Below are 14817 nucleotides of genomic sequence, written 5' to 3'. Positions count from 1 at the left end.
CCTTCCCCCCCCCCCCCCCCACTCCCCCCCCACTCCCCCCCCCCCCCCCCCCCCCCCCCCCCCCCCGCCCCCCCCCCCCCCCCCCCCCCCCCCCCCCCCCCCCGGGGCCGCGCTCATCCCGTGCCCGCGCGGCGGCGGGAGCCGCTCATGACGCGTCCGGCAGGGTCAGCTGGCCCCGGAACAGCAGCCGGGTGCCGTCCGGCCCGATGGCCGTACGGCCGTGCAGGGTCCGCTGGTTGTCGATGATCAGCAGGTCCCCGACCCGCCAGCGGTGGGTGTACGCGTACCGCTCGGAGCGCAGGAAGGCGTCCAGCTCGGTGAAGAACCGGTCGGACAGCTCGGGGGCCATCCCCCTGACCCTGACCTCCCAGGAGCGCGGGGACACGTCGGGGGGAAAGGCCGTCGCCAGGTTCAGCGACCTCACCCGGCCGTAGTCCCTGGTCGCCGGGATGGCGTACCAGTCCTCGGGGACGGTCGGGAAGTAGCCGCGCTCGGTGACCAGGTACTCGATCTCGTACTCGTCGAGGACCCGGCGCAGGTGCTCGGGCATCTCCGCCCAGGCGGTGAGCTGGTCGCTGACGTAGGTCTCGCCGGAGCCCGGGGCGTCGGAGAACTCGGCGGCGTACAGGATGATCAGGTCGACGCGCTCGCCGACCAGCAGGCCGTCCGTGTGGATCGGCAGCGGGCCGCGACCGGTGACGACCTTCCCCTCCTCGCGCGAGGCGTTGAGCTTGAGAAGGTCGGCGCCGCCCTCGCCGAACTTGTGGTCGACCGTCTCCCCGAGCGAGCGGACCAGCAGCTTGAAGTCCCCCTCGGTCAGGGCGAGTCCGCGCACCAGGGCGCAGCCGCCGCCCAGCGCGGCCCGCTTGGTCTCCTGGGCCAGCTCCTCGACGGGCCGGCCGGGGCTCCAGGGGATGACCGCGCCCATGCCGGACGGAGTCAGCCGCTGGTAGCCGTCGTTCGCTGTGTCGGACATGCCGATTCCCCTCCCGAAGTGGTTGCCTGCCGGTGCCGTCACGCGTGGGTGCCCTGCGCGATCAGTGCCGCCAGCCGGGCCGCCGTGACGGGCTCCGAGAACAGGAGCTCCACGTCGAGGTCGATCCCGAAGGCGTCCTCCAGCGCGGACAGGACCTGGATCAGCGTCACCGAGTTGACGCCGAGGGCGACCAGGTCCGCGTCGTCCTGTGCCGGGGACAGCGGGTGGCCGCGGGAGGCGAGTTCCTCGCGGACGGCACCCGGTACGTCGGTCCCACTCATGCCCTGTCCGTCCTTTCGACCGTTCCGGTGTCCCCGGTGTCCCCGGTGTCCCCGGTGTCTTCGGTGTCTTCGGTGTCTTCGGTGTCTTCGGTGTCTTCGGCTTCCTCGGTGACGGCGTCCGCGATCCGCCGGGCGTTGCCCGGCGCGAACACGTCGAAGTGGCCGCCGGTCAGCACCGCCGTACCGGCGGTCCGCGCCACCCGCCCCCAGGCGTCCGGGTCCGGCTCGGCCGGCCGCTCGGCGGCCCGGAACTCCACGACGGGCAGCGCGGCGGGCTCCGGGCGCCAGGCGGCCAGCGCCGCGAGGTTCTGCCGGTACACCTCGAACCGGGTGCGCAGCGTCGGATCCGCGGCCACCTCCGCCCGGTCGACGTCCGCCCCGCTGGTCTCCCGGATGTCCCGGAGGAACCCGTCCAGCAGGGCGTCGTCTCCCGAGCCGGGAAGCCGCGAGGCGGCGGAGGACCGCGAGGCGGCGGAGGACCGGGAGGCGGCGGAGACCGGGGTGTCGACCACCACGACCCGGGCCACCCGCGCCGCGCAGGCCCGGGCCGCCTCGAAGGCCAGCGCGCCGCCGAAGGACCACCCGGCGAACACCAGCGGCTCGCCGCCGGACAGCACCTCGGCGGGCAGCTCCCGCAGGCAGCCCCGGGCCAGCCCGGCCAGCGAGGACGCCGGACCGGGCTCCGGCACCGGGGCGTCGAAGCCCGCGACATGGACGTCGACGTCCCCCGGCAGCTCCCGGATCAGCCCCGCGTAGCAGGAGACCCCGCCGCCCACCGGCGGGAAGAGCACCAGCCGCAGCCTGGGGCTCGCGGCGGCGCGCGGGCGGTACGTCCAGATGCCGGAGCCGTGTCCGCCCCGCTCCCGGCGGCACAGCGCGACCAGGCCGGCGAGCGTGGGGTCGGCCATGAAGTCGCCGAACGACACCTGGTGGCCGAGCCGGGAGCGCACCAGCGAGAGCAGCCGGATCGCGTCGTACGAACTGCCGCCGGCCTCGAAGAGGCTTCGCCGGCCCGGGAGTTCGCCCAGCACCTCGCGCCAGCAGCCGGCGACCTCCCGGCCGGTCAGGCCGCCCGCCGGGGCACCGGCGGAGGCCTCCGGCCCCGGGCGCTCGGCCTCGGGCAGCGGCAGCGCCTGGAGGCGGCGCCGGTCCACCTTGCCGTTGCCGGTCAGCGGGATCCCGTCGAGGGCGACCAGCGCTTCCGGGACCATGTAGTGCGGCAGGGCCCTGCCGAGCGCGGCGTACGCGTCCTGCCGCCAGGTCGGCGGCGCGTCCTCGGCGAGGGTGACGAACCCGACCAGGTGCCGGCGCCGGCCCTCTCCCCGGACGCAGACGGCGCTGGCGCGGACGCCCGGCGAGCGGTCCAGCAGGTGCTCGACCTCGCCCAGTTCGACCCGGTGTCCGTTGAGCTTGACCTGGGTGTCGGTGCGGCCGAGGAACTCCACCACCCCGTCCGGGTGCCGGCGGCCCCGGTCGCCGGTGCGGTAGAGCCGCCCGAACACCGGGTCCTCGACGAACGCCGCCGCCGTGCGCACCGGGTCGTTGGCGTAGCCGTCGGCCACCCCGGCACCGCCGATGCAGATCTCCCCGATGTGCCAGTCCGGGCACAACCGCCCTTCCCGGTCGAGCACATGGATGTCCTGCCCGGGCAGGGCACGGCCGTACGGGATGGAGCGGCGCCGGCAGTCGGCCTCGGTGACCAGGTGCCGGACGGACCAGATCGCGCCCTCGGTCGCGCCGCCCAGGCTCATCACCCGCGCGGCCGGCGCGAGGCGGCGCAGGGCGGCGGGGAGCGTCAGCGGGATCCAGTCGCCGCTGAGCATGAAGGTCCGCACCGTGGGGACGGCGGCGCCCTCCTCGGCCAGCAGGGAGGCCAGCGCGGGGGCCGAGTTCCAGACCGTGACGCCGTACCGGCCGATCAGGGAGGCCCAGGCGGCCGGGTCCCGGGCGGAGCGCGGGGAGAGCATCACCACGGCGCCGCCGCGCAGCAGCGGCCCGAAGACGTCGTAGACGGACAGGTCGAAGCCGATCGAGGAGACCGACAGGACGCGGTCCCCGGCGCCGAGGCCGAGTTCGTCGTTGACGGCGTCGATCGTGGTGAGGGCGGCGGTGTGCGAGATCACCACGCCCTTCGGCTCTCCGGTCGAGCCGGAGGTGAAGATGACGTACGCGGTGGGTGTGGCCGCCTCCTGGGGGACCACGGACGCACCCGGCTCCGGCAGGCCCAGGGGCCTCACCCCGCGCCCGGCCCAGCCCTCGTCCGTCTGCGGACGGCCGTCGGTGAACGCGAAGCGGACCTCGCCGCGCCGGGCGATGCCGTCGAGCCGGCCGTCGGGGAGGCCGTCGTCCAGCGGGACGTAGACGCAGCCGGCCAGCAGGGCGCCGAGGACGGCGACCACCTGGCCGCGCCCGCGCGGCAGGTGCACGGCGGCCTTGTCGCCGGGGCGGGCCCCCGCCGCGCGCAGGGCACGGGCGGCCGCCGAGGCGCGGGCGACCAGTTCCGCGTAGCCGAGGGTGCCCTGCTCGTCGTGCACGGCCGGGGCGTCGGGCGTCTCGGCGGCGCGGCGCAGCACCCGGCCGTGCAGGGTGTCCCCCGCGGCGGTGGCGGGCGGCCGGGCGGTGGCCGGGGCCGGGGCACGGTGCGGCAGCCGCGCCCAGTGGTCGCGGGACTTGGCGAGTTCCCCGACCAGGTCGGCGTACTGGCCGACGAAGTCCTCCACGAAGCCGGGGTCGAAGGCCTCCGTCCGCCAGTCGAAGCCCAGCCGGACGCTGCCGTCGGCCTCCATCACCACCTGGTGGTCGAGCAGCACCTGGGGCACCCGCAGCCGCACCTCGTCCCAGCGGCGGCGGAAGCCGAGCCGCGCCTCGCGGTGGCCGTCGGCCGTCAGCGCGGTGAAGGCGAACGGGTACGGCAGCCGGCGCGGGTCGCCGCCGGGGTCGGCCAGCCGGGTGATCTCGGCGCCGCTGAGGGAGCCGTGCAGGGCCTGGGCCAGGTAGCGGCGCTGGACCGTCCGGGCGGTCTCGGCGAAGCCCTGCCCGGTGGTCGCCGGCACCTCCAGCGGCATGGTGGTGCCGTGGTTGCCGAGGTCGTCGGGGGCCGGCGACCGCCCGGCGCGCCGGGAGTACAGCACGGTGAGGGTGTGCGGGACGCCGCCGCCGAGGCGGCCCAGGGCGACGCCGTAGACGGCGAGGTAGACCATCGGGGCCGTCAGGCCGTGTTCGCGCGCCGTCCCGGCGAGGGCGCCCGCGGTGGCCGCGTCGACGGTCAGCACGCGGTGGCCGACGCCCGGTCCGGCCCGCCGCCAGTCGGGGCACAGCGGCAGCTCTGCCGGGCCGGGCAGCGCGGCGGCCCGTTCGCTCCAGAACCGCCGGTCGCGTGCGGAGCGGTCCCGGCCGCCCGCCGCCGCGGCAGGGACGGCCGGGGCGGCGGGCGGCCGGTCCGACACCAGGGCGGCCAGGAAGACCTCCAGCGAGGCCGCGTCCATCAGCCACAGGGCGTAGACCAGGTGCAGCCGGGCCCGGCGTCCGGATCGGACGGCGACGACGCGCAGCAGCGGCCCGGCGCCGAAGGCGAAGCCGTCCGCGGCGAGGGCCTCGCGCACGGCGGCGTCGGCGGCGTCGAACTCGCCGTCGGCGACCTCGCGGAGCTCGACGTCGACCGCGTCGGCGGCCTCCTCGGGCAGCACCGGCAGCGAGAGGTCCTCGGCCACGCGGGCGCGCAGCACGGCGTTGGCGCGCACCAGCCGGCGCAGCCGGTCGCCGAGGCCGGGGACGCGGGCCGGGTCCAGGTCGCAGCCGACGTAGTAGCGGGCGGGCCCGCTCAGCTCCATGCCCGGCTGCTCGCCGACGAGGTAGGCGCGCTGGATGGGGCTCAGGGATTCGGGCGGCAGGACGGCCGTCGTGCCGCCGGTCGTGGTCCCGGCCATCAGAGGACGATCTCCCTGGCCCGGTCGCGGCTGAGGAAGCCGCCGGGGCTGAACGTCGGCCCGTAGGCGCCCACGCCGAGGAACATCAGGGTGTCGCCGACCGCCACCGGGGGCAGCGGTACGTCCTCGGCGAGCACGTCCAGCTGCGAGCAGAGCGGCCCGGTCACGTACGCGCGCTCCGAGGCGTCCCCGGGCTCGGCCCCCACGGCCCGCACCAGCGGCTCGCCCCGGCTGCCTCCGGCCACCAGCCGGCCGGCGATGAACAGGTGGTTCAGGCCCGCGTCGACGGCCACGTAGCGCCGGTCGCCGACGGTCTTCACGTCCAGGACGGTGGTGAGCAGCACCCCGGCCGGGCCGGCGATCGAGCGGCCGTACTCGCAGACGACCGTCCGGCCGTCGCCTCCCCAGGGCAGCGGCTCCCCGCCGGCCGCTCCGAGCCCGGCCCAGTCCACCTGCGGGTCCGCGTCGCACCACGGCAGGGCGATGCCGCCGCCGACGGAGACCATCCCGAGCCGCAGGCCGAACCGCTCCTCGACGTCCCGGGCCCGCTCCAGGGCGGCCCGCCGGGCCGCGCCGACGACGGCCGCGTCGGTGTACTGCGAGCCGAAGAACAGGTGCAGGCCGTCGATCGTCAGGGCGGAGTCCCGCAGGACGCCGACGACCTCGTCGAGGTCCTCGGCCGCCACCCCGAACTGGTTGGGCGAGGGCGCGCCGCCCGGAGTGCGGGACGGGTACGGCGTGTTCAGGCGGACGACGGCCCGGCCGCCGACCCCGAGCCGCTCCGCCGTCTCGGCGAACAGCCGTGCCTGGCCCGGGGACTCGACCGTCACCGCGACCCCGGCGGCCAGCGCGGCGGCCGCTTCGGGGCGGCTCTTCGCCGGGCCGGTGAACAGCACCTTCGCGGTCGGCGCCCCGGCGTTCAGCGCCGTCTCCAGCTCGGCGAGGGAGCAGACGTCGAGGCCGTCCACCAGGGACGCCAGGGCGGTGACGACGCCGGGGTGCGGGTTGGCCTTCAGGGAGTAGTAGAGCTCGGCGCCGGGGACGGACGCGGTCCGGACCCGGTCGACGGCGGCGCGCAGGGCGGCGCGGCTGTAGACGAACGCCGGGGTCGAACCGGCGCGGTGCAGCAGGAGCCGGACCTCGGGTTCGGTGGGCGTCCAGAACCCGGCCCGGTCGGAGGGCGCGTCAGTCCGCACAGCCGGTCCCCCCGGTCTGACAGAGCGCTTCGATGACGCGGCCGTGGAGGCGGTCGACGAGGCCGGTGAGGTCGGTTCCGCGCATGGCGATCCCCTGTCGGTAGTAGTACGTCAGCGCCATCTCGGCGGCCGACATCTGCAGTTCGCCCTGGAGCTGGTAGCGCAGCGAGCGGCCCAGCGGGCGGGGCTCCCAGGAGCCGAGGTCGCGGGCCCGCAGGCCGCGTGCCCTGGGGTGCTGGTTGAACAGCACGGTGGAGAACGGGAAGCGGTCGGCGCCGTCGAGGCCGTGCTCGGCGGCGCGCTGGTCGAACTCCCAGGCGCTGTGGGCGAGTCCGGCCGCCAGCTGCCGGGCGTACTCCCGGGCCTTGTCCCGCAGCGTGGCCTCGCCGCCGCCGCGCAGCACGAGCTGGCTCATGAACAGGCCCGCCACCGTGCCCGGCACGCCCTCGCGGGACTGCACGGGGACGACGACGTTCAGCTCGCCGAGGCCGAAGGTCCGGCGGACGGCCCGGTCGTACGCGGCGAGGACGACCGAGAAGACCGAGACCCCGGTCTCCGCCGCGAGCCGGTGGGCGGCGCGCACCACCCGGACGCCGAACGGCCGGGAGAGCAGCACCCCTTCGCGCGCGCCGGCGCCGGGCTCCTCGGGCAGTTCGGTCTGCTCGACGCCCTTCAGCGCCCGCCGCCAGTACTCCGCGTCCGGCGACGGCCCGTCAGGGCGGCGGGTCGCCGCGCAGTAGGCGCGGAAGCCGTCCGGCGGCGGGGCCTCACCGAGCGGCTCGCCGAGCAGCAGCGCGCGCAGCTCGCGGGCGACGAGGTCCATGCTCAGCCCGTCCAGGAACAGGTGGTGGGCGACCAGCAGGACGGAGGTGCCGCCCCCGCCGGGGACCAGGGCGGCCCGCAGCGGCGGCGCCGCGGTCGGGTCGATCAGCGGCGTCACCGCCTCGACCCGGGCCTCCTGCACCGTCCGGGAGCCGGCCCGGTGGACGGTGAGCGGGCAGTGCACCACGGCGGCCTCGGTGTGGACCTGCCCGTCCCACCCCGGGGTGAGGGCGAGCCGCAGCACGTCGTGCCGGGCGACCAGGGTGTCCAGCGCGGCCCGCAGCTCGGCCCCGGTCACCGGCCGCTCGACGCGGATCTCCCGGGAGAGGTTGCACCAGTTGGCGTTGCCGTCCGCCATGCAGGTGGCCAGGTAGGCGAGTTGGCGGGTGGAGAGGGGGTGGACGGCCCGCCCGCCGGCTTCGGGCGCGGCCGGCGGGGGCGGCGCGGGCGCGGGCGCCCCGGTGCGGACCAGCCGGTCGACGGCCGCGGCGAGGGAGGCGAGGTCGCGGTGGCCGAAGCAGTCCTGGGCCGAGAGCTCCAGCCCGAAGTGCCGGTTGACCCGGGCCACGAAGGTGATCAGGTCGAGCGAGCCCAGGCCCGCCTCGACGAACGCGTCAGACGGCGCCAACTCCTCACCGGAGCCCAGGAGTTCGCGCAGGACGTCGACCGTCGCCGTCCCGCCCCGGGCCGGCGTGCCGGGCGCGGACGCCTCCTCGGCGCGGAGCGAGGCCGCCAGCGCCACCCGGTCGACCTTCCCGCTGCGCAGCAGCGGCAGCTCCCGGCGCACCCGGACGCCCGGCACCGGCAGCTCCAGCCGCGCCGCCACCGCCCGCACCCGCTCGCGCAGCGCGCCCTCACCCGCGGGCGGCAGGTCCGGGGCGGCGACGAAGGCGTACGGGGCCTGCCGGTCGACCACCACGCACTGGGCCACCCCCGCCAGTTCCTCGACCTCGGCGACGAACCGGTGGTACGAGACGCGCCGCCCCGACACCTTCAGGTCGTTGCCCGCGCGCCCGGCGATCACCAGGTCCCCGCCCGCCAGGAAGCCGATGTCGCCGGTGCGCAGCGGGGAGGGCATCGGTTCGACGCGGAAGGTGCCCGGGGCGGCGCCGGGGCCGTCGGCGAGGACGCCCAGGGCCGGTGCGGCGGAGGTGACGAGCACCTCGCCGCGGCCGTCCCGGTCCGGCTCGGCGAGCGTCACCGCCACCCCCGGGCGGGGCCGCCCGACCGGCAGCCCGAAGGCGCCGGCCGCGTCCTCGGCGCGCACCGCGCGGCGGAAGAGCTGGGCGAGGGTGCCCTCGGTCATGCCGTAGAGGTTCACGATCTCGGCGCCGGGGGCGAGGTCCGCCCACTGCCGCACCACCCGGGCGGGCAGCACCTCCCCGGCGAAGAAGGCCAGCCGCAGCCGGTCGAGCCGGGTGGAGCGGTCGTGCAGGACGTCCGCGACGCGCCGGGCGAGGGAGGGGACGAGGAAGGCGAGGGTCGGCCCGCTCCCGGCGAGGTGCCGGCCGAGCGCGGCGAGGTCCAGCTGGGCGTCCACGGGCGGCAGGCACAGCCGGCCGCCGGCCGTGAGCACCGCGAGCAGCTCGCGCAGCGACGGGTCGAAGTTGACCCGGGTGAGGGCGGCGCAGGTGTCCCGCGGACCGAGGCCGAACTCCTCGACGAACCAGGTCAGGAAGGTGTGCAGGCCCGTCCGGCTGCCGACGACCGCCTTCGGCGCACCGGTCGAACCGGAGGTCGGGATGAGGTAGCCGGCGTCGTCGTCCGGGTACCGCGAGGCGCTGCCGGGACATCGGCGGCCCGCGGTGTCGAGGACGACCCGGCCGGTGGCCGCGTCCACGACCAGCTCCCCGACGTCCCCACCGGTCGCGCCGCGGAACAGCGCCACCGGGGAGACGTCGCTGCTCAGCAGCACCGACGGCCGGGTGATCCGCTCGGTCCACGCGTACTGCCCGGGCGTCATCCCGGCGTCCACCGGCACCGGGACGGCGCCGCTGCGCAGCGCGGCCAGCAGCCCGACCACGTAGCCGGGGGTGAGCGGGCCGAGCAGCAGCACATGGGTGCGGGCCGCGCCCGCCCCGGTCAGCCGCTCGGCCAGCTCGTCGACGGCCGCGCCGAGCCGCTCGTACGACAGCGCGTGCCCGCACCACTCGACGGCCGGGCGGTCGGCCCGGCCGAGGTCGAGCAGCCGGCCCAGGGAGTCCGGTGTCCGCATCGCGGCGCTCACGCGGTCCCGGCGGTGGGCGGGTCCAGGACCAGCCGGGCGAGTTCCCGCCGGGCGGTGTCGCCGTCGGCGGCGAGCACCTCGGCCAGGTGCCCGGAGTCGTCCTTGTGCTGGTTCAGCCGGAAGCAGGAGGAGATCCGCAGGTCGTGCAGCCGGTAGCCGACGATGTTGCGGAGGTAGCCCTCGGTGATCCGGGCCGGCATCTCGTCCAGGGACCAGGTGGACCCCTCGACGGTCTGCCCCTGGAGCCGGTCGATCAGGTCGACGACGTCGGCGCGGGTGCGGGCCGGGTTGCTGACCTCCAGCCGGCCGGAGATCTCCACCGCGCAGTAGATCCAGGTGGGGATGCGGCCGCGGGTGCCGAACCACTCGGCGGGCACGTAGCTGTCCGGGCCCATCACGGTGACCGTGGCCGGCGCGCCCGCCTCGAAGGCCGCCGTCATGCCGTTGGCGCGGGCGACGTGCCCGGCGACGAACAGTCCGGTCTCCTCGCTGCCGCGCAGGTCCACCGGCAGCGGGGAGGTGTGCACGGTGCCGGCGTGGTAGGTGGCGAGGACGCCGAAGGACCTGGCCCGGACGAAGTCGACCATGGCGGGCAGCGGCAGGGTGAAGGGCTTTCGGGTGTACATGGTCAGCGGCGGTCCTTCGACTCGGCGTCCAGCGGTTCCAGGCCGACGCCCTCGCGGGCGCCGCGTTGCGGCGGGTGGAAGGCGATGGCGTTCAGGGCTCCGGCGAGCAGGGTGAAGAAGCCGGTGCGGGCGAAGGTGCCGCCGCCGGCCGCGCGCAGCAGTTGGCCGCCGAGCGCGCCGATCCCGTCCTCGACGCCGTCGCGGGCGCGGACGGCCGGGTTGAGTCGCTCGCCGTCCGGCCGGTCCTCGTCGACGGCGCGGGCCGCGTCGAGCACCCCCGCCTCCAGTCGGCGCAGCCCGTCGAACGCCTGCGTCCACCGCTCGGAGCCCGCCCGCCGCCCGGGCGGGGTGGCGGTCGCCAGGCAGCGGGCGGCACCGAGGTAGGAGGCGCTGATCAGCAGCTGGAACCAGGTGTAGCAGTCGGTGGCGAAGCTCCGGCCGGTCTCGCCGCGCAGCGGGAAGACCCGGTCGTCGGGGACCCGCACGCCGGTGAGCCGGACGGCGTGGCTCTCGGCGGCGCGGAACACCGGGCTGGTCCAGAACGGTTCGCGTTCCAGGCCCGCGGCCCCGGCCGGGACGAAGACCTGCGCGTAGCCCTCGGGGGTGCCGTCGGGCGCGCGCAGCTCGGCCATCAGGGACAGCACGTCCATGCTGGTGGACAGCGAGCACGGCCGCTTCAGGCCGGTGACCAGCCAGTCGGAGCCGTCGCGGACGGCCCGGCTGCCGAGCGTGCGCAGGTCACGGCCGGGCGTCGACTCGGCGCCGCCGGAGGCGAGCAGCCGGGCGCCGGTGCCGAGGTCCTTGAGGATCGCCGAGGCCCGCTCGTCCCCGGAGCGCGCCACCCGGGCGAGCGCGGCGATCTTGTAGTGGTGCATGGTCGTGGCGACGGCCACGGCCGGGGCCAGGGTGCCGACCGCGATCTGGAAGCGTACGGCGTCCACCGCCGACGCCCCGGCGCCCGCGCACTCCCGGGGGACGAGCAGGGCCGTGGCGCGGGTCCGCTTCAGCGCCGCGAACGCGGGCCCGGCGTCCTGCTCGTGCTGCTCGGCCGACCGGGCGGAGAGGTCCGCGAAGAGCCCCTCGGCCAGCGCGTCCAGTACGGCCCGGGCGTCGGCGACGACGCCGTCCTCGATCTCACCACCGGTCACGGGGCGCTGCCCTCCTGAGGGTTCATCAGCCGCCGCACGGCGGCGTAGTCGGTCTTCCCGAGCGGGGTGCGCGGGATCGCCGGGACGGTCTCGTACCGCTGGGGCAGCTGGTACGACAGCAGCCGCTCGCCGAGCAGCCGGCGCACCTCGGAGAGGTCGAACCGGTCGTCGGTGACGAGCAGCGCGGCGATCCGTTCGGTCTGCTCGGCGTCCGCGACGCCGACCACGGCGCTGTCCAGCACCCCGGGGCAGCCGCGCAGCGCCGCCTCGACCTGGAGCGGGCCGACCTTGTTCCCGGCGACGTTGACGAAGCCGGACAGCCTGCCCCGCACGTACCAGCCGTCGCGGTCGGCGCGGACCAGGTCGCGGGTGCGCAGCCAGCCGTCCTCGAACATCTCGGCGCCGGACTCCGGGTCGCGGTAGTAGCCGCGGGCGAGCGCGGGGCCGCGCACGTACAGCTCGTGCAGCTCCTCCTGCCCGGCGCCGGCGCCCGGTGCGGGCTCCAGCCGCCACTCCACGCCGGAGACGGGGGTGCCGATGGAGCCGTGGCCCACGTACGGCCTGTCGAAGCAGATGACGCCGATCTCGGACAGGCCGTACACCTGGCGCAGCGGCACCCCGAAGCGCTCGTGGAAGCGCTGCTGGGTGTCGAGGCCCAGGGGCGCGCTGCCGGAGATCACTGTGCGCAGGGAGCGGGCCCAGTCCGGCGGCAACCGACTTGCCTGGGTGAGAAGTTGGTAGAGCACGGGCAGTCCGCTCATCAGCGTGACGCCGTGGCTCACGACCTGCCGGGCCAGGCCGCGGCCGGTCAGCCGGCCGGGGCGGGCGAACACCACGGCCGCTCCGGCGAGCAGGGCCGGCAGGGTGAGGACGTCGATGCCGTGGCAGTGGGCCAGCGGCAGCGGGCACAGGACCACGTCCCGCGCGGTCAGTTCCAGATCGCCGCCCCAGAGCCGGACCCGGGCGGCGATGGCCGCCTGGCTCATCACGATGCCCTTCGGCTCGCCGGTGGAGCCGGAGGTGCAGTGCACCACCCAGTCACCGGGCTCGTAGCCGCCGGCCGCCCGGGCGCGGTGCCGCTCGGCGCCGTCGGCCTCGCGCAGGGCGTAGGCCCCCCGGGCGGCCGGCTCCCCCCGGTCGACGGCCAGCCGGGTGACGTCGAAGCGGGCCGCGTGGTGGTCGCGCTCGGGTGCGGACAGGCGGCTGTCGAGCAGGACGGTGACGACGCCGAGGCGGGCGGCGGCGAGGTAGAGGGAGAGGAAGGTGAAGGGCTCGTCGACCGCCAGGCCCAGCACCTCGCCCGGTCCGAGCCGGGCGGCCAGGTCGTCGGCGGCGGCGTCGACGGCGGCGAGCAGGTCCGCGTACGTCGACTCGGTGCCGTCGTAGCCGACCACCGCCCGCGCCCGGGGTGCGGCGAGTGCCACGTCGCGGAACGCCCCGTACAACTCACCGCGCAACTCACCGGACGGCGCGGCCGACTCTCCGGATCTCACGGCCGGCTCACCGGCCGGCAAGGCCGTTTCGGCAGGGATGCCGTCCGGCATGGTGGACCTCCCCCTGGTTGTCGCCTCGATCACGAACGGTGAGGGTCCGTCATGAACCGGGCGGGCGTGAGGAATCGTTACATCGCTGAGCCGGAAATCGATCCCACCACAGCCCCTTTCCGTCACACAAGATCCGGTCGAATCCCGAGATTCCTGAAACGCCGTCAAAAATGGTCAGTTGAGCGGCCACCCTCCGCCCTCCGCGGCGGCCGGACCGAGCTCCTCCGGAGCCGCCGATCCACGCTCTGGCCAGCACGGCAAGCGGCGCCGTCCACAGGCTGTGGACGGCGCCGCCGTGGCGAGAACCCCTCGGCCGCCCACGACGTGATCACTCCGAAACCGTGGCGCAGGTCACGGCGGGGAGAGCGGCGGGGACGGGCGGCGGCGACGGGCCCGGCGGTCAGTCGTCCTGGAGGTCCGCGGTGGTGTGGAGGGTGGCGTACAGGGCCGAGAGGCGGGCGTTCCAGTTGGCGTACGTCGGGGCGTCGACGGCGTGCTTCTTGCCCAGGTCCCTGATCACCTTCTGGGCGTTCTTGAGCTCCTGCGCGGCCGCGTCCGGGTCCCCCTCGTTGAGGCGGGCGGAGCTGGTGTCCAGGACCTTCAGCAGGTCCGTCTGCCTGTCCCGCTCCTTGCCGACGTGGGCCTGGGCCACCGCCTGCCGGAAGGACTGGAGCTGGAGCGCCGCCGGCTGGTTGCGCGGGACGGGCTGGGCCTGGGCCGGGGCCGCCGACGACGTGGCGGGGGGCGCGGAGGCGGTGGTGGCGGTCGGCGTCGGCGCGGTGGCGGTGGCGGTGGGGGTCGGGGGCACGGCGGGGGCGGTGGCCGCGGCCGGTTTCGCGGCGGGCGCGCTGTCGGCCGGCTCGTCGAAGGCGGTGAGGGCCAGCGCGGCGACGCCGGCCAGGCCCGCCACGCCCAACGCGCCGAGCACCAGCGGCTTCCGGCGGCCGGGCCGGGCGGGAGCGGGAGCGGGAGCGGGAGCGGGAGTGCGAGCGGAGGCGGCGGAGGCCGGAGCGGGAGGCGGGACGGGGATCGGCGCCATCACGGAGGTGGCGGCCGGGGGCCGGGGCGGCAGCGGAGTGGTGTGCCGCCCGCTCGACGAGGGGGCGTAGGGCCCGGCCGCGGGCTGGGGCGGCAGCAGGGCGGTGTGCTGCTGGTCCGCCGCCGGGGCGTGGGGCACCGGCGGGAGGAGCTGGGTGGCCGCCCCGGCGGTGCCCGCGAGCAGCTCCGCCGTCGGGTCGCCGACCACCAGCCCCGGCACCGTGCCGAGGAGTTCGGCCCGGGCGGCGGCCGCGTCGGCCGGGCGGTCGGCCGGGTTCTTGGCCAGCAGCCGCAGCACCGCCGCGTCCAGCGCCGGCGGCAGGCCCGGGCGCCGGGCGGAGGGCGGCGGCGGCAGCTCGCTGACGTGCTTGAAGGCGATCGCCACCGGCGTCTCGGCGGTGAACGGGGTCGCGCCGGTGAGCATCTCGGTCAGCACGCAGCCGACCGCGTACAGGTCGGTCCGCCCGTCCAGCGCCGAGGCGGTGGCCTGCTCGGGCGAGAGGTAGGCGGCCGTACCGAGCACGCTCGCCGTCTGGGTCAGGTTGCCGGAGGAGCCCGCCCGGGCGATGCCGAAGTCGACGACCTTCACCCCGCCGTCGTCGGTGATCATGATGTTCCCGGGCTTGATGTCCCGGTGCACCAGCTCGGCCGCGTGGGCGACGGCCAGCGCCTCGCAGACCGCCGCCGCGATGCCGACCGCGCGCTCCACCGGCAGCACCTGCTGCTCCGCCAGCAGGGCGGCCAGCGAACGGCCGTTGACCAGTTCCATGACGATGAACGGGGTGCCCTCGTCCACGCCCGAGTCGAAGACCATGACGATCCTCGGGTGCACCAGCATGGCCGCGTGCTGGGCCTCCCGGCTGAAGCGCTCGGCGAAGCGGGGGTCGTCGGCGAGACCGCCGTTGAGCACCTTGACGGCCACCTGACGGCCCAGCACCCGGTCCACACCGCGCCAGACGGTCGCCATGCCGCCGACGCCGAGTATCCCGACGAGTTCGTAACGCCCGTTCAGCGCCCGTCCGATCACCTGGAG

Annotated in this window: 9 protein-coding genes; all 9 read right to left on the bottom strand. The window is 76.4% G+C overall.

What is annotated here, in order from left to right; genetic code table 11:
- Positions 1 to 145: 145 nt before the first annotated feature.
- Positions 146 to 976, bottom strand: coding sequence for a TauD/TfdA family dioxygenase (locus ACZ55U_RS16280; RefSeq protein WP_465526777.1), 831 nt, complete (start codon positions 974 to 976; stop codon positions 146 to 148).
- A 38-nt stretch (positions 977 to 1014) separates the two neighbouring features.
- Entirely contained in the window at positions 1015 to 1257 is a 243-nt protein-coding gene (locus ACZ55U_RS16275) for an acyl carrier protein (protein WP_465526776.1), read from the bottom strand.
- Complete coding sequence (locus tag ACZ55U_RS16270) at positions 1254 to 5183, bottom strand: non-ribosomal peptide synthetase (protein ID WP_465526775.1); 3930 nt, start codon at positions 5181 to 5183, stop codon at positions 1254 to 1256. Before ACZ55U_RS16270 ends, ACZ55U_RS16275 begins: the two co-directional genes overlap by 4 nt.
- Positions 5183 to 6379 (bottom strand): alanine racemase, encoded by a 1197-nt coding sequence (locus ACZ55U_RS16265; RefSeq protein WP_465526774.1) that lies wholly within the window; start codon positions 6377 to 6379, stop codon positions 5183 to 5185. The genes ACZ55U_RS16270 and ACZ55U_RS16265 overlap by 1 nt, the downstream gene beginning before the upstream one ends.
- Positions 6369 to 9416: an AMP-binding protein gene (locus ACZ55U_RS16260; RefSeq protein WP_465526772.1), complete on the bottom strand. Its 3048-nt coding sequence runs from the start codon at positions 9414 to 9416 to the stop codon at positions 6369 to 6371. The genes ACZ55U_RS16265 and ACZ55U_RS16260 overlap by 11 nt, the downstream gene beginning before the upstream one ends.
- A gap of 8 nt (positions 9417 to 9424) precedes the next feature.
- The gene (locus tag ACZ55U_RS16255; RefSeq protein ID WP_465526770.1) at positions 9425 to 10054 is read right to left on the bottom strand and encodes an FMN-binding negative transcriptional regulator; all 630 of its coding nucleotides are present in this window, start codon (positions 10052 to 10054) and stop codon (positions 9425 to 9427) included.
- Positions 10055 to 10056: 2 nt separating this feature from the next.
- On the bottom strand, positions 10057 to 11202 hold the full coding sequence (locus ACZ55U_RS16250) for a hypothetical protein (RefSeq protein WP_465526768.1): 1146 nt from the start codon (positions 11200 to 11202) through the stop codon (positions 10057 to 10059).
- The gene (locus ACZ55U_RS16245; protein WP_465526766.1) at positions 11199 to 12695 is read right to left on the bottom strand and encodes a class I adenylate-forming enzyme family protein; all 1497 of its coding nucleotides are present in this window, start codon (positions 12693 to 12695) and stop codon (positions 11199 to 11201) included. The genes ACZ55U_RS16250 and ACZ55U_RS16245 overlap by 4 nt, the downstream gene beginning before the upstream one ends.
- A gap of 451 nt (positions 12696 to 13146) precedes the next feature.
- Entirely contained in the window at positions 13147 to 14811 is a 1665-nt protein-coding gene (locus tag ACZ55U_RS16240; protein WP_465526764.1) for a protein kinase domain-containing protein, read from the bottom strand.
- Between the last annotated feature and the right edge of the window lie 6 nt (positions 14812 to 14817).

The organism is Kitasatospora sp. NPDC034533 (assembly GCF_055575155.1).
Note: the sequence above shows the minus strand (reverse complement) of the source record. Positions and strands in the feature narration are given on the sequence as shown.

Bases quoted from the DNA above. Each gene is read 5' to 3' on its own strand.
- ACZ55U_RS16280 (WP_465526777.1), bottom strand. From the start codon at position 976: ATGTCCGACACAGCGAACGACGGCTACCAGCGGCTGACTCCGTCCGGC.
- ACZ55U_RS16275 (WP_465526776.1), bottom strand. From the start codon at position 1,257: ATGAGTGGGACCGACGTACCGGGTGCCGTCCGCGAGGAACTCGCCTCC.
- ACZ55U_RS16270 (WP_465526775.1), bottom strand. From the start codon at position 5,183: ATGGCCGGGACCACGACCGGCGGCACGACGGCCGTCCTGCCGCCCGAA.
- ACZ55U_RS16260 (WP_465526772.1), bottom strand. From the start codon at position 9,416: ATGCGGACACCGGACTCCCTGGGCCGGCTGCTCGACCTCGGCCGGGCC.
- ACZ55U_RS16255 (WP_465526770.1), bottom strand. From the start codon at position 10,054: ATGTACACCCGAAAGCCCTTCACCCTGCCGCTGCCCGCCATGGTCGAC.